Genomic DNA, 18,597 nt, shown 5'->3' with positions numbered 1-18,597 from the left:
TCAGCCGATCCGCACTGCGCTCACCGCGCCGTCGGGCCAGCTCACCTCGAGGATCGCGTCGCCGCCGTCGGTCGCGACCGCACGCGCCGAGGGCGCCTGCTCTGATCCGCGACCCAGGCGGACCGCCACGATCACGACGTCACCCTCGCCCACCACCCCGAAGTCGAGCCGCGGGATCGACACGACTTCGCCGATCGGTGAGACGCCGGTCTCCGTGCGCACCGACGCGGCGACCGCACCGCCGCCGATCCCCGCGAGCGGCCACAGCTCGGAGCGCAGCCCGTCCAGGTCGAGCGCGATCGCGGCGTCGTCCCGCTCCACGACCGCCTCGGTCGAACCGGTCAGCGGCCAGCCGCTCACGCGCACCGGGAGCGGCGCCGCAGCGACGCCCTCGCGCGGCAGCCGCCGGGTCGCGCGCACCTCCCACGAGCCGCGGACCGCGCTCGCCGTCGCGAGCAGCGGTCCGTCGGTGACGACCCCCGCGCGCCCGGATCCGTGGTCGTACCCGGCGCCGTCGGCGCTCGAGTCCACCCAGTGCGCGTCAGCCACGGACGTCGCGAACGCCGCGATGCCGTCGTCGCCGATCGCACCGGGGGCGAACCCGGTGCGATGCGTGGAGCGCCCTGCGGCATCGAGGGCGCCCACCATGTTGTCGGCGGGGTCGTCGATGGTCGCGCCGGTGAGCGGCGGCAGCGTCGCGCTGGAGTAGCCGAACCGGGCGTACAGCGCCGAGTCGCCGGTGCGGTCCCCCTCGAAGGCATGGTCCGCGCCATGGTTGATCAGGCGCACGATACCGTCGGCCGCGGTGCCGCTGACCAGCCAGCCGGCCGGCCGGATCACGCGGCGCACGTCGCCCTGCTCGATCGGCAGCGGCTCCTCCACGGCCGTCCAGACCTCGTGGTCCGCGGGCAGGGCCAGTCCGAGGAAGCCCTTCGACGCCCAATACGGCGACCCCGCGCCGGAGTACGTCTGCGCCATCGCGGGCCATTCGCCGAACAGCCCCATCGTGAGCAGGCCGCGCTCATCGATCGCCCCGCGCTCCACGAAGGTGCGCAGCTCACCCGAGGCCGCCCGGCGCAGCAGTCCTGGCGGCAGCCGGGTGGCGCCGGAGACCGCGCCCATCCACAGCGGCGCGGCGGTCGCGAACCGGTAGATGAGGCTGCGTCCCTGCAGCACCGGCATCCCGTCCGCCCCGATGAGCGCCGCGTAGTCGTCGAGGAATTCGGTGAGCCGGGCCTTGAAGACGGGCGCGAGCGCGCTGGATCCGAACCTGTCAGACCCTTCGGATCCCGCCCAGAGCAGCGGATACAGATGCATCGCCCAGCCGCAGTAGTAGTCGTAGGCGCGCCACGTGCCATCGGCCCACCACCCGTCGGCCTGGTAGTAGTCCTCGATGCGGGCGAGGTCGGCCGCGATGCGCGCGGGCTCGTGCGGTCCGCCGACCGAGGCGAGGAACGTCTCGACCGTGATCCGGAACCACAGCCAGTTGTTGTCCGGGTACCAGCCCACCGGGTTGAGGGCCAGCCAGTCGATGATGCGCTGCTGTGCGGTGGCGTCGAGCGTGTCCCACAGCCACTGCCGGGTGAGCTGCAGTCCGAGCGCGATCGAGGCCGCCTCGACCTCGGCCTGCGCCTGCTCGGCGGGCAGGATCCAGCGCTCCGGATTCGACGGGTCGGTGCCGGCGACCAGCCCGTCGCGGTACCAGTCCAGGAAGCCGTGCGGATCCTCCCCGCGCTCCCCGGCGAGGCGGAAGGCGAAGAGCATGAACGAGCGCGCGAAGCCCTCCAGGCCGTCGCTGTCCGCGCCGCTGCTGCTGGTCTGCCCTGGCAGGCGCACCTGGCTGCGTGTGGGCGTGAAGTACGGCCGCAGCGACAGCAGCAGATGGTCGGCGATGGCCGCCCAGTGATCGCGCGTCCAGCCGGTGCGCGGCGACAGCGCGCGGTCCTCGGGCGGCAGGATCAGGCGGGCGGGGTCGAACGCGGTCACAAGGTCTCCTTCGTGCGGGCGGCGGTCGGTGCGGGTGCGAGCGGGACGGGATCTGCCGGCGCCGCGATGCTCGGCCGCAGCGAGGACTCGCGCACATGCAGTTCAGGGCTGAGCTTCACCCGGAAAGCGGGACGGCCGCTCCCGGCCTCGAGCCGGGCGATGAGCAGGTTCACGGCCTCGCGACCGACGTGCTGCTTGGGCGGACGCACGGCAGTGATCGCGGGGTCGCCGAAGCGGGCCACATCGTCGTCGTAGGCCACGATCGCCAGGTCGTGCGGCACCCGGATCCCCCGGTCCAGCGCATGCTGCTCGAGGGCGAGGGCCTGCGGATCCGGAAGCACGATGACGGCCGTGGTGCCGGTGTCCGTGATGACCTGCAGTGCGTCGTCCATCGCGCGCTCACGGCCCGCGGTGTCGAACCGCACGCCGTTGATGCAGGCGGCATCGGTCGGCAGCCCCAGCGAACGCAGGGTGCTCTCCCACCCGCGCCGCACGTAGCGGCCGGTGGGGCGTTCGGTCTCGGTGATCAGCCCGATCCGCTCGTGGCCCTGCTCGTGCAGGTGCCGCACGGCGAGCGCGGCGCCCGCGGTGTGGTCCGACACGACCGAGTCCAGATGCGGCGCCGCGGCCGCGGAGCGCACTCGGCGCTCCGCGAGCACGACGGGCACCGGCAGCGCGTCGAGCCACTCCAGCATCTCGATCGCCTGCTCCCCGAACGTATCGGGGGCGACGATGAGCCCGTGCAGGCCCGGGGTGTTCAGCAGCGCCTCGACCTGGCGGCGGTTGTCGCGCAGCTCGTACGTCGATGCGCGCAGGAGCAGCCGGGCACGCAGCTGTGCGGCCTGGGCCCTCGCGCCGTGCACGATGGGCGGCCAGTAGTAGTCGAGAGAGGGCACGACCATGCCGATCGTGTAGCGGGTGACGGCCGGGTCGTGTCCGGCGAGCACGGGGCTGAGCCCGGGTTCGAGGCTGCTGCGCAGGGTCGCTCCGCCGTGCACGCGCGTGACGAGGCCCTGCTGGGCGAGGGTGTTGATGTCGCGCCGGATCGTGAGCTCGCTCACACCCAGGTGCGCCGCGATCGTGGAGACGCTGACGGAGCCGTGCTCGCGGATCTCGTCCATGATCCGCTCCCGGCGCTGCAGCGCGAACAGCGGATCCCGCCCGCTCACGACAGCTCCTCGATCACGGTCGTGAACGAGCCGGCCCGTCCGCCGACGTCGTAGACGAGGCGGGTCAGCCACGGACCCCACACGGCGATGAGCTCGGGATCGTCCAGCTCCCATACCTCGAGCGAGGGCGCGACCGGTGCGTTCCCGTCGTCCGCGGCGATGCGGATCCGGTGTCCGTCGGCGGCGACCTCGACGGCGTCGCCGGACGGCGTGACCACTCCCGCCGCGATGACGTGGATCCGGTGCGCGCCGTCCTCGCTCAGCCGCCACCGGTCGGCGACCTCGATGCGCTCCGTCCCGCCGGCGGATCCTGATGCGTCGAAGCGGAACGTCCGCCGCCAGGAGTCGCCCGCTGCGAGCGGGTAGGCGCCCGCGAGCTCCAGTTCGAGCACGGTGGCCTCGCCCACGGGCGGGATCGGGCCCGGTTCACCCTGCGGCGCGGTGATCACCTGCGCTGTGAACGCCGGCCCCTCACCCTGCTCCAGGCCGTAGGGGGCGGGCGCGCTGTGCCAGCCGCTCTGCATCGCGCGGACCCGGTACCGCTCGGCGCTGAAGGTCTGCGCGGTGTAGGTGGGTTTGCCGACGTCGACGAGCAGTTGCCGGCCGCCCGCGGCGACGAGGAAGGATCCGAGGTCCTTGTGGTTGTGGTTCTCGTCATTCGTGCCGCCCTTCGCGGCAAGCGCGAGCCCGGCGGCCGAGCCGGCCTCGGCACGGCGCACCAGCACCTGCACGGACCCGAGCCAGACCGCGGCCGGAAGCGGTGCAGCAGCGGGCACGGCGTCCCGCCACGCGGTGTCGACGAGCGCGCGGACCAGTCGCGGCAGCCCGCCTGCGACCTCCGCCACCGGCTGCCCCGGCCGGCGTGCGGCCCGCGCCCACGCGGTCACCCTCGCGTCGCCGGTGAGAGTCCCCCAGCGGAACGGGAGCTGCCACGGCTCGTGCCCGCGGGAGCGCGCCCAGCCGTCGGCCACGTTCACGTACCAGTCCCCGCCGAGGTGCATGCGCGTCGGGAACCGCAGCGTCTCGCCGACGACGGGGATCCGGGTGGCGTCGAGCCCGCCGTCGGTGATCGCGGCCACGGTGTCGAGCATCTCGAGCATGCGCCCCGCGCCGTTCCACCAGTACGCGACGCCCTCGTCGATGGCCCCGTCAGCGGGCAGCTCGGCGACGTAGCGGTCGAGGCTGTCCAGAGCCCGCGCGAGGATGCACGCCACGCGCTCGGGGTCGTCGAGCAGCAGCAGGGCGGCGAGCAGCACGTTGCCGAGGATCCACGGGTTCCAGTTGTTGACCTCGCGCCAGTACCCCAACCACCACAGGTCGTCGCGGGTCTCGAACGGGGTGAACACGCGCGCCTCGGCCTCGTGCCGGATGCGCTCACGCAGCCCGGGCCAGCTCTCGTCCCAGCACGGGCCGAGCACCCGGTCCGCGACCGCCAACTGCGCCACGATCTCACCCGCGACGAGGTCCAGATAGGGCGCGGCGACGTCGGGCAGCACGAAGCCGCGCCGGGCGTGCGCGTCGTCGTGCGCCGGAAGCGACCAGGTGCTCTGCTCGCAGAGCACCACGGCACCGTCGGCCGCCTCGTCGATCCACATCGGGTCATCGGTCACCGCGGCGGCGATCACCGCACGGGTGAGTCGCTCCTGCCGCTCCGACACCGCACGCTCGTACGTCGCGCGATCGCCGTCCCGCACGTAGCGCGCGAACAGAGAGCCGAGCGCATCGGCCCAGGGGCGGCTGTGGGTCTCCGCGGCCGCGACGCTGATGCGTTCGATCGTGATCGGATCCACGTCCTCCCACACGTCGCGGCGCTCGATCGAGGGGATTCCGACTCGTTCGCGCAGTGCCTCGGCAGTGAGCTCACCGACACTCCCGCGCAACGCCTCTGCGCGCATCGCCGGACCCCACTCCGCATACAGCGGACCGCGGAATTCCGCGGTCCGCACGGCCGTGCCGTACGGCGGCACGGCGTGCGCGCTGACCCGGGAGAGGGCGTCCATGTCGGGGCTGCGCGTCATGATTTCAACCTTCGCTTGTGCTTGTATCTGTTCGACTCTGAACGTTTGGTTTCGTCTCGAACGAGTCCGAGTATCTACTGAGTTCAGCGACGACGCAATGCCCTGCTTCGTCGGGATCTGACGAAGGACGGAACCCCCTGGGAATGACCGCAACGACCACCCCCAACGCTCTCGTCGTCATGTCGCGCGAGGTATTCGAGCGGCAGTTCGATGCCGCGCGCATCGCCCGCCTGCGCCGCCTCGCGACCGTGCCGGAACCGGTCTTCACGGACGACCTCGACGACCCGGCACTGGCCGAGCGGCTGGCCGAGGTCGAGGTGCTCCTGACCGGCTGGGGTGCGCCGCGCCTCGACGCGGCCCGGCTCGATCGGATGCCGAAGCTGCGCGCGATGCTGCACTGCGCCGGGTCCATCCGCGCGCAGGTGAGCGACGAGTTCTGGCGGCGCGGCATCCGTGCCGCGTCCGTCGCGGAGGTCAACGCCGTGCCCGTGGCGGAGTTCACCCTCGCGGCGGTCATCTTCGCCGGCAAGAAGGCGCCGTTCATCGCCGCCGACCCCGAGACCCGCCGCCAGAGCGGGCTGCGCGCGGAGCGGTTCGGCCGGCTCGGCAACCTCGGCCTCACGATCGGCGTCGTCGGATTCAGTCGCGTGGGCCGCCGCGTCGTCGACATCCTGCAGCAGCTCGCGGACGTCACCGTCCTCGTCGCGGATCCCTACGCGGATCCGGCCGAGATCGCTGCGGCGGGTGGCGTGCACACCACCCTCGAAGACCTGCTCCCCCGCGTCGACGTGCTGTCGCTGCACGCACCGGAGCTGCCGTCCACCCGGCACATGATCGGCCCGGCGCAGCTGGCCGCTCTGCAGGATCACACGACCGTGATCAACACCGCGCGCGGCAGTGTGATCGACACCGCAGCGCTCGAGCGCGAGTGCGCGAGCGGTCGCCTGAACGCGATGCTCGACGTGACCGACCCCGAGCCGCTCCCCGCGGACTCGCCGCTGTACCGCCTGCCGAACGTCATGATCACGCCGCATCTGGCCGGGTCGCTCGGCTCTGAGCTGTACCGCATGACCGACGCCGCGCTGGACGAGCTCGAGCGCCTCACCGCCGGCCTGCCCCTGCTCGAAGAGGTCACCGTCGACGCCCTGCAGCTCAGCGCCTGACCCGCCCTCGCACTCCTCCGCCCGCCCCGCACCCACCCTTCATCCATTTTCAAAGGAGAACCTCGCATGAAGCGATCCCTCATCGCCGTCGGCACCGTCGCCGCGGCGGCCCTCGCCCTCGCCGGCTGCGCCGGCACGTCAACGCCGGCCTCCACGCCCTCGGGCGGAAAGACGACGCTGCGCATCTCGGTGTGGAACTACGCACAGACGCCCGAGTTCAAGGCGCTCTTCGACGCGTTCCACGAGGCGAACCCTGACATCACGATCGAGCCCGTCGACATCCTGGCCGCGAACTACGAGGACAAGGTCACGACGATGCTCGCCGGCGGCGACACGACCGACATCATCACGGTCAAGAACCTCACCGACTTCGGCGGCTACGCGCAGAAGAAGCAGTTCGTCGGGGTGAACGACCTGGTCAAGGCGCTCCCCGCCGACAAGATCCCGGCACTGGACGAGTACAAGGCCGGCGGCACCTACTACGCGGTCCCGTACCGCCAGGACTTCAGCGTGCTCTTCTACAACAAGAAGATGTTCAAGGACGCCGGCGTCGCCGATCCCTCCAGCCTCACCTGGGACGAGTTCGCCGCCGACGCGAAGAAGCTCACGAAGGGCGATGGCGCGGACAAGGTGCACGGCGCCTACATCCACACCTGGAACTCGATGGTGCAGGGCTACGCGTCCGCCCAGCAGGACAAGGGCTTCGACAAGCCCGACTACTCCTGGATGAAGGATCAGTACGACCTCACCCTCGGCATGCAGAAGGACGGCACGATCCTCGACTGGGGCACCGCGAAGAGCCAGCAGGCCCAGTACAAGACCGTCTTCGAGACCGGCAAGGCCGCCATGGTGCCGATGGGCACCTGGCTCATCTCGCCGCTGCTCGCCGATGCGGCCGCCGGCACCACGTCGGTGGACTGGGGCATCGCTCCGATCCCGCAGATCAAGAGCGGATCGAAGGTGACCACGATGGGCGGCCCGACCGGCTTCGGCATCAGCAAGAACTCGAAGAACCAGGATGCGGCGAAGAAGTTCCTGTCGTTCGCGGCGGGAGCAGACGGCGCGAAGGCCGTCGCGTCGATCGGCATCGTGCCCGCGTACCACAGCGACGAGATCACGAAGCAGTACTTCGGACTGAAGGGCATGCCGCAGGACGCGACCTCGAAGAAGGCCTTCACGCCCGACACGATCCGCCCCGACGGCGCGACCGGCACCCTCGCTGCGCAGCTGCAGGGCGTGCTGGACCAGGAGCACCAGCTCATCATGACCGGCAGCAAGTCGGTGGACGACGGCATCGCCGAGATGGAGAGCCGCGTCACCTCCGAGGTGCTGAACCAGTAGCTCCGGTCCGCGCCGGATCCGGCCCCTGAGCTCGTCGAAGGGGTCGGATCCGGCGCACCAGGCATCCCTCCCCGCACCGGATCAAGGAAGATCATGACCACCCTCACCGACCGGCCGTCCGCGGCCCCGCCGCGCTCGGTGGCGAGCCGCCGGATGCGCCGACGCAGCATCCTCATCGGCTGGAGCTTCATCCTGCCGAACTTCCTCGGGTTCGCACTGTTCACCCTGGTGCCCGTGCTCGCCGCGTTCGTGCTGGCGTTCATGAACTGGGACGCGTACAACCCGCCCACGTTCGCCGGGATCAAGAACTTCACCCGCCTCTTCGGCGACCAGAACTTCCACGTGGCGCTGGGTAACACCCTGATCTACGCGATCGGCCATGTGCCGCTCACCCTGGTGTGCTCGCTCGGTCTCGCGATCCTGCTCAACCAGAAGCTGCGTGGCATCGCGTTCTTCCGCGTGGCGATCTTCTTCCCGTACATCACCTCGCTGGTCGCCATCGCGATCGTGTGGAACATGCTCTTCGACCCGGTGAACGGGCCGATCAACCAGTTCCTGCATCTGCTCGGCATCGCGAACCCTCCGGGATGGACCTCGAGCACCGGGTGGGCGCTGCCCGCGGTGATCATCACCAGCGTGTGGCGCGACATGGGCTACTACATGGTGCTGTTCCTCGCGGGCCTGCAGGCGATCCCGCAGGAGTACTACGAGGCGGCGGCCATGGACGGCGCCGGGCGCTGGCGCACCTTCTGGAACATCACGCTGCCGTCGCTGCGGCCCACGACCTTCCTCGTGCTCGTGCTGCTGAGCGTGTCGAGCTTCAAGGTCTTCGATCTCATCTTCGTGATGACCGGCGGCGGGCCGGGGCGCGCGACGCTCGTGCTCTCGCAGCTCATCTATCAGGACGGAATCCTGAACGGCCAGTTCGGATACTCCTCGGCGATCTCGCTCGTCCTGTTCCTGATCGTCCTGGTCGTGACCGTGTTCCAGTTCCGGATCCAGCAGAGAAGGGAGCGCTGATGTCGACCCTCACCTCCGACCTCGCCCAGGAGCTCGACGGCGGGCGCGCACTGCCGCCCGTCCCGGCGCGACGCGGCAGCCGGCGGATCCGCTCGCGTCTCGGCCGCATCGCGATGTACGTGCTGCTGGTCCTGCTGCTGACCGTCGTGCTGCTGCCGTTCCTGTGGATGCTGTCCTCGTCGTTCAAGCACGACGACGAAGTGCTCACGGTGCCCGTGCAGTGGCTGCCGACGAGCTTCGTGTGGAGCAACTACGCGCAGATCTGGACCCAGATCCCGATGGCCGGCTACCTCGCGAACTCCGCCTTCCTCGCGATCGTCATCACGATCCTGCAAGTGCTCACCGGCAGCTTCGCCGCCTACGGCTTCGCCAAGGTGCGCTTCCCCGGGCGGGATGCCCTGTTCCTCGCCTACATCGCGACGATCGCGGTGCCGTGGCAGGCGTACATGATCCCGCAGTACATGATGATGCAGAAGGCGGGCCTGACGAACACGTTCACGGCGCTCATCCTGCTGCAGGCGTTCGGCGCGTTCGGGGTGTTCCTGATGCGGCAGTACTACATGACCATCCCCGACGAGCTCAACGAGGCCGCGCGGATCGACGGCCTCAGCGACTACGGCATCTGGGCGCGGATCATCCTGCCGCTGTCGAAGCCCGCGCTCGCCTCGCTCGCCCTGCTCACGTTCGTGAACACCTGGAACGACTACATGGGGCCGTTCATCTACCTCTCCAGCAACGAGCTGTGGACGGTGCAGATCGGGCTGAAGTCGTTCATCGGCCAGTACTCCGCGCAGTACGCGCTGATCATGACCGGATCCGTGATCTCGATCGTCCCGATCCTGGTCATCTTCCTCGCCGGGCAGCGCTACTTCATCAGCGGCATCGCGACGAGCGGGATGAAGGGGTGAGCACCGTGACCGACGATCTCACCGTGCCGCCGCGGCGGCGGATCCTGCACCTGCGGCACGAGACCATGGAGTCGATGTTCGCGTACGCGTACGCGATCCTGATGACGGATCTGCTGCTCGTGCTCGCGAACCTGCCCCTGGCCCTGCTGCTGTTCGTCGCGCGCGATGCACTGCAGGCCTGGCCGACCGTGCTGCTGCTCTCGCTCACGCTCGCCCCGTCGCTGGCCGGCGCGTTCGACGTGTTCCGCCGGATGCGCGGTGACGAGCCCCCGCGTCCGTTCGCGGCGTTCTGGCACGGCTACCGCACTCGCGGTGCGGCGGCCGCGCTGATGGGCCTCGCCACAGGGCTCGTCGTCGGGTTCGTGCTCTACGACGGCGCGGTCCTCACGGGCACCGTCTGGGCGCCCCTGCTCGCTCCGACGCTCGCGGTGGTCGCCGCCTGGGCTCTCGTCGCGTGCACCTCGTCGCTCGCCGGGCTCGTGCTGTATCCGCAGGCGTCGGCGCGCGCCATCGTGAAGGCCGCGGTCTACCTGTCCGTGCGGCGCTGGTACTTCAGCGTCTTCGCGCTCGTGCTGCTCGGGCTCTCTGCGGCCGCGGTGATCGTCCAGCCGGTGCTCGGCGCTCTCGTGCCGGGGCTGCTCCTGTACGTCGTCTTCGCGAACGCCGACTTCTCGTTCCGCGCGCTGCAGGCGGAGCGCACCGCTGCGGGCTGACCATCACGCCCGGCCACGATGCGGACGGCACGCCGCGCCCCTGGACGGGACGGCCCGAGGAGCGCATGCTGAGGGCATGACCGGCTTCCAGACCACGCACGCGTTCAGCGGGTTCAGCGTCGATGACATCGATGCCGCCCGGACCTTCTACGGCGAGATCCTCGGCATGGACGTCTCGACCAATCCGATGGGGTTCCTCGACATCCGGCTGCCTGAGGGCGGATCCGTTCTCGTCTACGCGAAACCGAACCACACCCCTGCGAGCTTCACGATCCTGAACTTCCCCGTCGAGGACGTCGAGGCGGCCGTGGACGACCTCAACGCCCGCGGCGTCGTGACGAAGATCTACACGGATCCGGACTTCGGCACCGACGAGAAGGGCATCGCGCACGGCGGGCCGGGCCGCGGACCGGACATCGCCTGGTTCACCGACCCGGCCGGCAACGTGCTGTCCGTGCTCGCCACCGTGTGATCTCCTCCTCGCCTTGACTTAGAGCGCGCTCGAAGTCGTAGCGTGGGGCGCATGCTGGAAACCACCACGACGCGCTCGATCTCCGAGGCGGCGCACGAGCTCGGGCTGACCGCGCACACGCTGCGCTACTACGAGCGGGAGGGGCTTCTGCTGACGCCCCTCGACCGGGAGTCGTCCGACCGCCGCCGGTACACCGACGGCGACATCGCCTGGCTCGGCTTCCTCCGCAAGCTCCGCTCCACCGCCATGCCGATCGCGACGCTCCGGCGCTACGTCGAGCTCGCGCGGGCCGGCGACGGCACCAGCGCGGACCGGCTGGCCCTCCTCCGCGAGCACCGCCAGACCGTGCTGACCCGGCGGGCGGAGCTGGACGACGCCCTCGGCGCCATCGACATCAAGATCGCTCTCTACTCCGAAAGGCTCTCCTCATGAAGCACGCGACTCTCGGCACCCTCTCCGTCGGCCGGCTCGGACTCGGCTGCATGGGCATGTCGGCCTTCTACTCCGGTGCGAACACGGACGAGGCCGAGTCCATCCGCACGATCCACCGTGCACTCGATCTCGGCGTCACCATGCTCGACACCGCTGAGATGTACGGCCCGCACACGAACGAGGAGCTGGTCGGCCGGGCGCTGGCGGGGCGACGCGACGGCGTCGTGATCGCCACGAAGTTCGGCATCCTCGCGGGATCGGATGGCGGCCGTCGGCTGGACGGCACCCCGGAGAACGTGCGCCGCTCGGTCGAGGGGTCGCTGCAGCGCCTCGGCACCGACCGGATCGATCTCTACTATCAGCACCGGATGGATCCCGAGACGCCGATCGAGGAGACCGTCGGGGCGCTCGCCGAGCTGGTCGCGGAGGGGAAGATCCTGCACTACGGACTCTCCGAAGCCGGCGAGGAGACGCTGCGCCGTGCTCACGCGGTGCATCCCGTGACCGCGCTGGAGACCGAGTACTCGCTGTGGACCAGGGAGCCCGCCGAGCAGCTGCTGCCGGTGCTGCGCGAGCTGGGCATCGGCCTCGTGCCGTACTCGCCGCTGGGCCGCGGCTTCCTCACCGGCGCGATCCGCTCCGCCGATTCTCTGGACGCCGGCGACTTCCGCCGGAGCAACCCGCGCTTCGTCGGAGAGAACCTCGACGCGAACCTGCGCATCGTCGATGCCGTCGAACAAGTCGCCATTGAGCTCGATGCGACACCCGCCCAGGTCGCCCTGGCGTGGGTGCTCGCGCAGGGCGATGACATCGCGCCGATCCCCGGCACGAAGCGGGTCTCGCGTCTCGAGGAGAACGTCGCGGCAGACGCGCTCGTGCTGACGGCGGAGCAGCTCGCCGCGCTCGAGGCGCTCCCGTCCGCCGCCGGCGACCGCTACGCCGACATGTCGAGCGTCGGACGCTGATCGGGCCCGGCGCGGGTCGGTCTCGGATCGGGCCGCCCGCGTCGGTCGCCGCGCCGGTTCGCCCTCAGCCGGCGAACCGGCGCTGCACTTCCGCGCACGGCAGCGCGCCGTCGAGGAAGCCGAGCGTGCCCGTGTCGAGCAGTTCGCGGCCGGCGCGTTCGAGCGCGGTGAGCGCGACGCGGGCGAGGCTGCCGCCGAGGCTCACCCGCTTCACACCGAGCGCGAAGAGCTGCGGCGCGGGGATGACGTGCGCGGCGAGGCCGGCCACGATGTTGAGCGGGACCGGGATCTCCGCGGCCAGGCGCCGGATCGTCTCCTCGTCGTTCACGCCCGGGACGAAGACGCAGTCCGCCCCCGCCTCGACATAGCGCTGCGCCCGCGCCACCGTCTCGGCGAAGGGATCGGCCGCGCCGGGGAAGAAATAGGCGTCGGTGCGCGCGTTCAGCACGAACGCGCCGCGCGGCGCCACCGCACGCGCGGCCGCGATCCGCTCAGCCGCCTCCTCCGCGTCGAACAGCAGGCCGTCGGCGGTGTCCTCGAGGTTGCCGCCGACCGCTCCGATCTCGATCGCACGCAGGACCGTGCGCGCGACGTCCTGCGGATCATCGCCGTATCCCGCCTCGAGGTCGGCGGTCACCGGCACGTCGACGGCGGCGACGATCGCCGCGACCTTCTCGAGCATGGTGTCGAGGTCCAGCGCGCCACCGTCCGGCACGCCGAGCGACCACGCGATGCCGGCGCTCGTCGTCGCGATCGCGAGGAAGCCGAGCTGCGCGAGCATTCGCGCGGATCCCGGATCCCACGCGTTCGGCAGCACGAAGCCGCCGCCGTGGTGCAGGGCGAGGAAAGCTGACGCGCGGTCGTCGGTCATGGTGACCTCCAGGTCGGGATCGTGCTCTGGCTCTACTCTGCCGCGTCCGGGGTGCGTCGAGCGAGGCCGCAGGAGGTTCGGAGCACGGTGGAGGCCCCGCCCGGCCGCGAACGTCACGAGCGGCGCAGGGCCGCGCGGGGATGGAAGATCCCCGTGGCGGCACCCAGCACGGCGCCGATCAGGGTGTCGACGATGCGCTCCAGGATCAGATCCCAGGGGATCCCGCCGCCGGCGCCCGCCGTGGAGGTGATGATGAACAGCACGAGCGGCGTGATGAAGACGAGCGCGAGCGCATAGTTGCGCACCACGAGGATCTCGACGGTGAACTGGAGGCCCGCCAGCAGGAACGGCAGCACAATCACCGGGATCGGAAGAGATCCCAGCAGCGCGAAGAGCCCCGCCCCGACGACGGTGCCGAGGAAGCGCTGGCTGCCCCGGATGAAGGCGACCCGCCGGCCGACGTTGACGCCGATCACGGCGATTCCGGCGCACACCGTCCAGTACGCGCGCTGGGGGTCGACGAGCAGCACGCTGAGCAGCGTTCCGGCGATCGCGACGACCGCCACCCGCAGCAGCAGCGCCCGGGCGTCGCGGTCCAGCCGCGGACGACGGGCGATCTGCGTCCGCGGCGGCGGGGCGACGACGCCCCTGGCGCGCGCGATCAGGAAGGCCGCCACGGCGATCACGTAGGCGGTGAGGGCGCCCACGGCGAGCGCGCCGAGGAAGAGCAGCGGATCCACGATCCGCCGACCGCCGGAGCTCCCGGTGACGTGCGTGGCGAGCCCGTAGACCAGCACGAAGAACACCGGTCCGGGCGGACCCAGCCGGAAGCCGTAGTGCAACGCGGCGGTGGCGAGCGAGACCCCGACCAGGCCGATCGCGGCGGCCACGGGGTACGGGGCGAGCACTGCGCCGATCGCCGCGCACAGGAGGATCGCGACGCCCACGACGGGCAGCAGACGAAGACGCACGAGCGGGGCGGCGCCGACCAGGTAGATCGCCGTGAAGGCGCCGCTCGCCGCCATCACTCCGATGGCCGGCTGCCCCAGCAGCGTGAACAGGGCCACGGGCAGGAACATCGACAGCGCCGCCTGCAGGGCGACCGGCCATCGACGGCTCGGAGCCGGCGCGAGCGTGAAATGGCTTCGCGCCCACACCCGGATCAGGGCGGTCGGCGGGCGCGAGGACGACGGATCAGGAGAACGCGGATCGGATCCGGTCATCCGCCCACCTCCTCCCGCACACGGCCGGAAGCCAGACTACGCGCCTCGCTCAGGCGACGCGCGTGAACCTCGGGCCGCTGTATCCGTCGCGCTCGACGCGCTCCTCGAACATGGCGAGCGGGCGCGCCCAGTGGCTGTAGTCGTCGTAGAGCTTGCGGTAGAAGACCAGCTGCTCCTCGGTCTCACTGTGCCGGCCCACCGCGATCACCTCGTAGCGGGCGCCCTTGAAGTGCTGGTAGATCCCTGGTTCGACCGCCATGCCCTGCATCCTCTCCCGTGGTCCGTCCGCCGTCCGCGCGGCGACGCGATCCTGGTGCCGACGTCCGTCGACTCCTCGATCGAAGAGCCTCCCATGCCCGCGGCATCTCCGCGGGCGCCGACAGGCCGCCTCGCTATCATCGAGTGATGGCCGATTCCTCCGCAGCGCCCCGCAGCACCGGCCGCTATCGCAAGGGCATCGCCCGGCGGCAGGAGATCCTCGACAAGGCCATCGAGGTGTTCGCACGCCGCGGATCGCAGAAGACGAGCCTGCGCGCGATCGCGCAGGAGGTCGGTGTCACCCATGCGGCGCTGACGCACTACTTCGGATCCCTCGAGGAGCTGCTGGTCGAGGTCTACCGCGCGTCCGAGAGCGCGACCGACACCGCCCATCCGGTTCCCGCGGACGTCCGCCCCGCGCTGTCGATGCGCACCGCCGCGGAGCGCAACCGCCGCATCCCCGGCCTCGTGCAGCTCTACTCGACGCTGGTGTCGACGGCGCTCGAGGATTCGCACGCTGCCGCGCAGGAGTTCATCACGCAGCGCTTCAGCCGCATCCGCACCGGGATGGCCGCACAGGTGCGGCAGTTGCAGGCCTCGGGTGAGGTGCGCGCCGACCTCGACCCGGATCTCGTCGCCGCCCTCGTCATCGCAGCCTCCGACGGCCTGCAGACGCAGTGGCTGCTCGATGACACCGTCGACCATGAGGCCGCCCTCGAGATGCTGGACCGGCTGCTCTCCCGCGACGACAGCACCGACTGAGCCGGGATCCTGTTTCCCTCCCCGCACCACGTTTCCCTCCCCGCAAACGCGCGAACACGCGAAGGGAAACCTGACCAGGGGAGGGAAACGTTCCTCCCCTGGTCATCACCGCGCGCGGTTCAGAGCGTGGCGACGAAGGGGTCGAAGCCCTCGGGCAGCAGCGGCACAGGAGCCACCGTGCTCTGGACCTCGATGGTCTGCCCGGTGCGAGCCGACTCCTGAGCGGACAGCAGCACGTCCAGCACGTGGAAGCCGAGCTCGCCGGAGGCGACGTGCGGCCGGTTCGCGGCGATCGCGCGCACCATGTCGAGTGCGCCCAGCCCGCGGCCGATCTCGATGTCCTCGTGGGTGATCTCGACCCACTCCTGCTCGAACGACATGCCGTCGCGCAGCACACCGAGCGGCTTCACGTAGGCGATCCGCCCGGCGAACATGTTGGGATCCGGGATCACGATCGTGCCTTCGGTGCCGTGGATCTCGACGATGCCGTGGCGCTCCAGCGCGGAGTCGAAGCTCAGCAGACTCTGCGCCTGGGCGCCCTGCTCGAAGGCCGTGACGATCTGGATCGTCGAGGGCACCTCGACCGGAAACAGGGCTCCGGCGTTCGGGCCCGTGCGGATCTCGCGCTCCTCACGCGCCTTGCTGCCGACCGCCGCGACGCTCGCGACCGGGCCGAGCAGGCTCACGAGGGCCGAGAAGTAGTACGGCCCCATGTCCAGCAGCGGGCCGGCGCCCTCGGCGAAGAGGAATGCGGGGCTGGGGTGCCAGAGGTCCGGCCCCTGCGTCTGGAATGCGGTCTGCGCGAACAGCGGGCGCCCGATCACGCCGCTCTCGATCGCCCGGCGCGCGGCCTGGAAGCCGGGACCGAGCAGGGTGTCGGGAGCGGAGCCGACGCGCAGCCCCGCGGCCGCGGCCTCGCGCAGCAGCTCCGCAGCGCCCTCGCGGTCGAGTCCGAGCGGCTTCTCCGTCCACACGTGCTTGCCCGCGGCGATCGCGGCCCGCGAGACCTCCACGTGCACGGCGGGGATGGTGAGGTTGATCACGAGGTCCACCCCGGGGTGCGCGAGGACGTCCTCGGCGGATCCGAAGGCCGCGACACCGTACTTCTCGGCCTGCGCCTGGGCGCGGTCGAGCAGCAGATCCCCGACGATGAGCACCTCGGTGTCGGGGAACCGTGCGAGGTTCTGCAGGTAGGTGTCGCTGATGACGCCGCCGCCGATGACGCCGATCCCGACCGCGCTCATCGGGCGAATCCGCCCTCGGTGAGGAAGGCGTAGCTGGCGGCGATGTCCGCGAAGACGTCGCCGGGCGCGTTGTCGTACTCGATGATGGCGTACTGCACCGCCGACGCCGCACGCAGGGCGTCGGCGAGCGGCACATCGCCACTGCCCGCGTGGCGCTGGTCGAGGCTGTCCGAGCCGAACTCGCCGGCGCCCGGGGCGAACGGGTTGCTCTCGGGAGCGATGCCGTCCTTGACGTGCACCGCGACGAGGCGGTCGCCCAGGCGGGAGACGAGGGCGGGGACGTCCTGCCCGCCGACGAGCGCCCAGTACAGGTCGAGCTCGAGCGCGACTCGCGCGTCGGTGAGCGCCACGAAACGCTCGTAAGCGCTCTGACCGTCGAAGTCGGCCACGAACTCCTGTGCGTGGTTGTGATAGCCGACGGCGAGCCCGAAGCCCGCCGCGGTGTCGGCGAGGGCGTTGAGCCGGTCGGCGATCTCGGTGACCCCGTCCAGCGTGAACCAGCGCTCAGGGGCCACGAACGGGTCGATGACGGTGGTCATGCCGAGCTTCGCGGCAGCCTCGAAGACGACTTCGGGGGCCGGCGTGGGGATGGATCCGTCCGGAGTCCACAGTTCGTCGGAGAGCAGCGGCGCGTGCCCGGTGGGCGAGGCGAGGCCCGAGGCATCGAGCGCGGCGCGGATCTCGTCCGGGCGGCGCACGAAGTCGAACGCCTCCACGTTGCGCAGTCCGATGGCGGCGAGCTTGTCGAGCGAGCCCGACATGTCGGCGGAGAACTCCCCCGCGAGTGTGTACAGCTGAACCGAGGTTTCCGGCAGGGCCACGTCGACCTTCCTTCTCTGAGAGGGGACGGGCGCACGCGGCCCGTCCGGTCAGCGTAGCAGAAACCTCCAAGTGGAGGTAATAGGAATTCGCCGGAGTTCGCCACGTCGAATCCCGCTTCGCCCGCGATACCGTGGTCGACAGGGCTTCCGCGGCATGCATGACGGGGGCCCGACCCTCTGCAACGTTGTAGAGTGGCTCGGGACAGGGGGGTGCACATGGCGGTGACGCTGCACGACGTGGCGCGGATCGCCGGCGTCTCCATCAAGACGGTGTCGAACGTCATCAACGACTACCCGCACATCCGCCCCGCCACGAAGCAGCGGGTCGAGGACGCGATCGCCGAGCTGGGCTACACCCCGAACCTCACGGCGCGCAACCTCCGATCGGGACGCACCGGTGCGATCGCGCTCGCTCTGCCCGACCTGGGCCTGGCCTACTTCGCAGAGCTGGCAGCCTCCGTGATCGCCGCCGCGGAGGCCTCGGGGGTCTCGGTGCTGGTGGAGCAGACCGGGGCGGATCCGGCCCGCGAGCGCGAATTGCTGCGCAGCCCCCGCCTGAAGCTGACCGACGGGCTCATTTTCAGTCCCCTGGGCCTCGGCCAGGAGGACGCAGCCGCCCTCCAGGTCCCCTACCCGATGGTGCTGCTCGGCGAGCGCATCTTCGACGGGCCCACCGACCACGTGACGATGCGCAATGTGGAGGCCGCACGGGCGGCGACGGCGTATCTGCTCGCGTCCGGTCGGCGCCGCATCGCGGTGATCGGCGCGCACGAGGGCGAGGTCGTCGGATCCGCCGCACTCCGCCTCCAGGGCTATCGCGAGGCGCTGGAGGAGGCGGGGATCGGGTTCGACGAGGATCTGATCGGGTACACGACGTTCTGGCACCGCGCCAACGGCGCACTCACGATGCGCGACGTGCTCGCGCGCGGCGTGGCGTTCGACGCCGTGTTCGGGCTCAACGACACGCTCGCGCTCGGCGCCATGCGCGTGCTCCAGGAGGCCGGCCGGCGCGTGCCGGACGACGTCGCCGTGATCGGCTTCGACGACCTGGACGAGGCGGAGTACTCGATCCCGTCGCTGACCACGGTCGATCCCGGTCGCGAATGGATCGCGAAGACGGCGGTGGACGCCCTGCTCGAGCGCATCTCGGGCGAGTTGGATCAGGCGCCGCGGCTTCTGCTGGCCGACTTCCGGATCCGTGAGCGGGAGTCCGCCCCGGCCTGATCGCGCA

18 protein-coding genes are annotated in these 18,597 nt (G+C 70.8%); 10 read left to right on the top strand and 8 right to left on the bottom strand.

The genetic code is table 11. The annotated features are described in order from the left end of the window. Genes AB4078_RS00355 through AB4078_RS00345 form a run of 3 tightly spaced genes read right to left on the bottom strand, consistent with a single transcriptional unit; the run spans nt 1 to nt 5,173 of the window. Entirely contained in the window at nt 1-1,986 is a 1,986-nt protein-coding gene (locus AB4078_RS00355; protein WP_441975506.1) for a DUF2264 domain-containing protein, read from the bottom strand. Next, the gene (locus tag AB4078_RS00350; protein ID WP_441975505.1) at nt 1,983-3,155 is read right to left on the bottom strand and encodes a substrate-binding domain-containing protein; all 1,173 of its coding nucleotides are present in this window, start codon (nt 3,153-3,155) and stop codon (nt 1,983-1,985) included. The genes AB4078_RS00355 and AB4078_RS00350 overlap by 4 nt, the downstream gene beginning before the upstream one ends. Continuing rightward, nucleotides 3,152-5,173, bottom strand: coding sequence for a heparinase II/III domain-containing protein (locus AB4078_RS00345; RefSeq protein ID WP_441975504.1), 2,022 nt, complete (start codon nt 5,171-5,173; stop codon nt 3,152-3,154). Before AB4078_RS00345 ends, AB4078_RS00350 begins: the two co-directional genes overlap by 4 nt. A gap of 143 nt (nt 5,174-5,316) precedes the next feature. On the opposite strand from AB4078_RS00345, the gene AB4078_RS00340 reads away from it, so the two are divergent. The 8 genes from AB4078_RS00340 to AB4078_RS00305 all read left to right on the top strand — a co-directional run bounded on the left by AB4078_RS00340 (nt 5,317) and on the right by AB4078_RS00305 (nt 12,187). Further along, the gene (locus AB4078_RS00340; RefSeq protein ID WP_441975503.1) at nt 5,317-6,336 is read left to right on the top strand and encodes a hydroxyacid dehydrogenase; all 1,020 of its coding nucleotides are present in this window, start codon (nt 5,317-5,319) and stop codon (nt 6,334-6,336) included. Between the two features lie 66 nt (nt 6,337-6,402). After that, on the top strand, nt 6,403-7,677 hold the full coding sequence (locus AB4078_RS00335; protein ID WP_441975502.1) for an ABC transporter substrate-binding protein: 1,275 nt from the start codon (nt 6,403-6,405) through the stop codon (nt 7,675-7,677). Between the two features lie 93 nt (nt 7,678-7,770). Continuing rightward, a complete protein-coding gene (locus tag AB4078_RS00330) occupies nt 7,771-8,697 on the top strand; it encodes a carbohydrate ABC transporter permease (protein ID WP_441975501.1) in 927 nt (308 codons plus the stop codon). After that, the gene (locus AB4078_RS00325) at nt 8,697-9,605 is read left to right on the top strand and encodes a carbohydrate ABC transporter permease (protein ID WP_441975500.1); all 909 of its coding nucleotides are present in this window, start codon (nt 8,697-8,699) and stop codon (nt 9,603-9,605) included. Before AB4078_RS00330 ends, AB4078_RS00325 begins: the two co-directional genes overlap by 1 nt. After that, the gene (locus AB4078_RS00320; RefSeq protein ID WP_441975499.1) at nt 9,602-10,318 is read left to right on the top strand and encodes a DUF624 domain-containing protein; all 717 of its coding nucleotides are present in this window, start codon (nt 9,602-9,604) and stop codon (nt 10,316-10,318) included. The genes AB4078_RS00325 and AB4078_RS00320 overlap by 4 nt, the downstream gene beginning before the upstream one ends. A gap of 76 nt (nt 10,319-10,394) precedes the next feature. Beyond that, complete coding sequence (locus tag AB4078_RS00315; protein WP_441975498.1) at nt 10,395-10,790, top strand: VOC family protein; 396 nt, start codon at nt 10,395-10,397, stop codon at nt 10,788-10,790. A gap of 51 nt (nt 10,791-10,841) precedes the next feature. Then, on the top strand, nt 10,842-11,222 hold the full coding sequence (locus AB4078_RS00310; protein WP_440735033.1) for a MerR family transcriptional regulator: 381 nt from the start codon (nt 10,842-10,844) through the stop codon (nt 11,220-11,222). Then, nucleotides 11,219-12,187 (top strand): aldo/keto reductase, encoded by a 969-nt coding sequence (locus AB4078_RS00305; RefSeq protein ID WP_440735032.1) that lies wholly within the window; start codon nt 11,219-11,221, stop codon nt 12,185-12,187. Before AB4078_RS00310 ends, AB4078_RS00305 begins: the two co-directional genes overlap by 4 nt. 64 nt (nt 12,188-12,251) lie before the next feature. Here AB4078_RS00305 and AB4078_RS00300 read toward each other — a convergent pair whose 3' ends face one another. The 3 genes from AB4078_RS00300 to AB4078_RS00290 form a co-directional block, all read right to left on the bottom strand. Continuing rightward, entirely contained in the window at nt 12,252-13,058 is an 807-nt protein-coding gene (locus AB4078_RS00300) for an isocitrate lyase/PEP mutase family protein (protein ID WP_441975497.1), read from the bottom strand. Between the two features lie 113 nt (nt 13,059-13,171). Further along, a complete protein-coding gene (locus AB4078_RS00295; protein ID WP_441975496.1) occupies nt 13,172-14,281 on the bottom strand; it encodes an FUSC family protein in 1,110 nt (369 codons plus the stop codon). Between the two features lie 49 nt (nt 14,282-14,330). Further along, entirely contained in the window at nt 14,331-14,540 is a 210-nt protein-coding gene (locus AB4078_RS00290) for a DUF1653 domain-containing protein (protein ID WP_440735029.1), read from the bottom strand. A gap of 146 nt (nt 14,541-14,686) precedes the next feature. Here AB4078_RS00290 and AB4078_RS00285 point away from each other — a divergent pair, with 146 nt between their 5' ends. Continuing rightward, entirely contained in the window at nt 14,687-15,301 is a 615-nt protein-coding gene (locus AB4078_RS00285) for a TetR/AcrR family transcriptional regulator (RefSeq protein ID WP_441975495.1), read from the top strand. Between the two features lie 119 nt (nt 15,302-15,420). Here AB4078_RS00285 and AB4078_RS00280 read toward each other — a convergent pair whose 3' ends face one another. Both AB4078_RS00280 and AB4078_RS00275 read right to left on the bottom strand, forming a co-directional pair. Continuing rightward, nucleotides 15,421-16,545 (bottom strand): Gfo/Idh/MocA family protein, encoded by a 1,125-nt coding sequence (locus AB4078_RS00280; RefSeq protein ID WP_441975494.1) that lies wholly within the window; start codon nt 16,543-16,545, stop codon nt 15,421-15,423. After that, nucleotides 16,542-17,366, bottom strand: a complete 825-nt coding sequence (locus tag AB4078_RS00275) for a sugar phosphate isomerase/epimerase family protein (protein WP_441975493.1) — start codon at nt 17,364-17,366, stop codon at nt 16,542-16,544. Before AB4078_RS00275 ends, AB4078_RS00280 begins: the two co-directional genes overlap by 4 nt. A 216-nt stretch (nt 17,367-17,582) precedes the next feature. On the opposite strand from AB4078_RS00275, the gene AB4078_RS00270 reads away from it, so the two are divergent. Next, entirely contained in the window at nt 17,583-18,590 is a 1,008-nt protein-coding gene (locus AB4078_RS00270; RefSeq protein WP_441975492.1) for a LacI family DNA-binding transcriptional regulator, read from the top strand. Nucleotides 18,591-18,597 lie beyond the last annotated feature (7 nt).

Source organism: Microbacterium sp. 2MCAF23, assembly GCF_052115565.1.
In the GTDB taxonomy this organism is placed as follows: Bacteria; Actinomycetota; Actinomycetes; order Actinomycetales; family Microbacteriaceae; genus Microbacterium.
The sequence above is the reverse complement of the archived record's forward strand: the minus strand, read 5'-3'. Positions and strand labels throughout refer to the sequence as shown.

What these genes read in the sequence shown, in the direction of transcription:
- AB4078_RS00345 (WP_441975504.1), bottom strand. Translation starts at nt 5,173, where the DNA reads ATGACGCGCAGCCCCGACATGGACGCCCTCTCCCGGGTCAGCGCGCAC.
- AB4078_RS00340 (WP_441975503.1), top strand. Translation starts at nt 5,317, where the DNA reads ATGACCGCAACGACCACCCCCAACGCTCTCGTCGTCATGTCGCGCGAG.
- AB4078_RS00335 (WP_441975502.1), top strand. Translation starts at nt 6,403, where the DNA reads ATGAAGCGATCCCTCATCGCCGTCGGCACCGTCGCCGCGGCGGCCCTC.
- AB4078_RS00330 (WP_441975501.1), top strand. Translation starts at nt 7,771, where the DNA reads ATGACCACCCTCACCGACCGGCCGTCCGCGGCCCCGCCGCGCTCGGTG.
- AB4078_RS00325 (WP_441975500.1), top strand. Translation starts at nt 8,697, where the DNA reads ATGTCGACCCTCACCTCCGACCTCGCCCAGGAGCTCGACGGCGGGCGC.
- AB4078_RS00315 (WP_441975498.1), top strand. Translation starts at nt 10,395, where the DNA reads ATGACCGGCTTCCAGACCACGCACGCGTTCAGCGGGTTCAGCGTCGAT.
- AB4078_RS00310 (WP_440735033.1), top strand. Translation starts at nt 10,842, where the DNA reads ATGCTGGAAACCACCACGACGCGCTCGATCTCCGAGGCGGCGCACGAG.
- AB4078_RS00305 (WP_440735032.1), top strand. Translation starts at nt 11,219, where the DNA reads ATGAAGCACGCGACTCTCGGCACCCTCTCCGTCGGCCGGCTCGGACTC.
- AB4078_RS00300 (WP_441975497.1), bottom strand. Translation starts at nt 13,058, where the DNA reads ATGACCGACGACCGCGCGTCAGCTTTCCTCGCCCTGCACCACGGCGGC.
- AB4078_RS00295 (WP_441975496.1), bottom strand. Translation starts at nt 14,281, where the DNA reads ATGACCGGATCCGATCCGCGTTCTCCTGATCCGTCGTCCTCGCGCCCG.
- AB4078_RS00290 (WP_440735029.1), bottom strand. Translation starts at nt 14,540, where the DNA reads ATGGCGGTCGAACCAGGGATCTACCAGCACTTCAAGGGCGCCCGCTAC.
- AB4078_RS00285 (WP_441975495.1), top strand. Translation starts at nt 14,687, where the DNA reads ATGGCCGATTCCTCCGCAGCGCCCCGCAGCACCGGCCGCTATCGCAAG.
- AB4078_RS00280 (WP_441975494.1), bottom strand. Translation starts at nt 16,545, where the DNA reads ATGAGCGCGGTCGGGATCGGCGTCATCGGCGGCGGCGTCATCAGCGAC.
- AB4078_RS00270 (WP_441975492.1), top strand. Translation starts at nt 17,583, where the DNA reads ATGGCGGTGACGCTGCACGACGTGGCGCGGATCGCCGGCGTCTCCATC.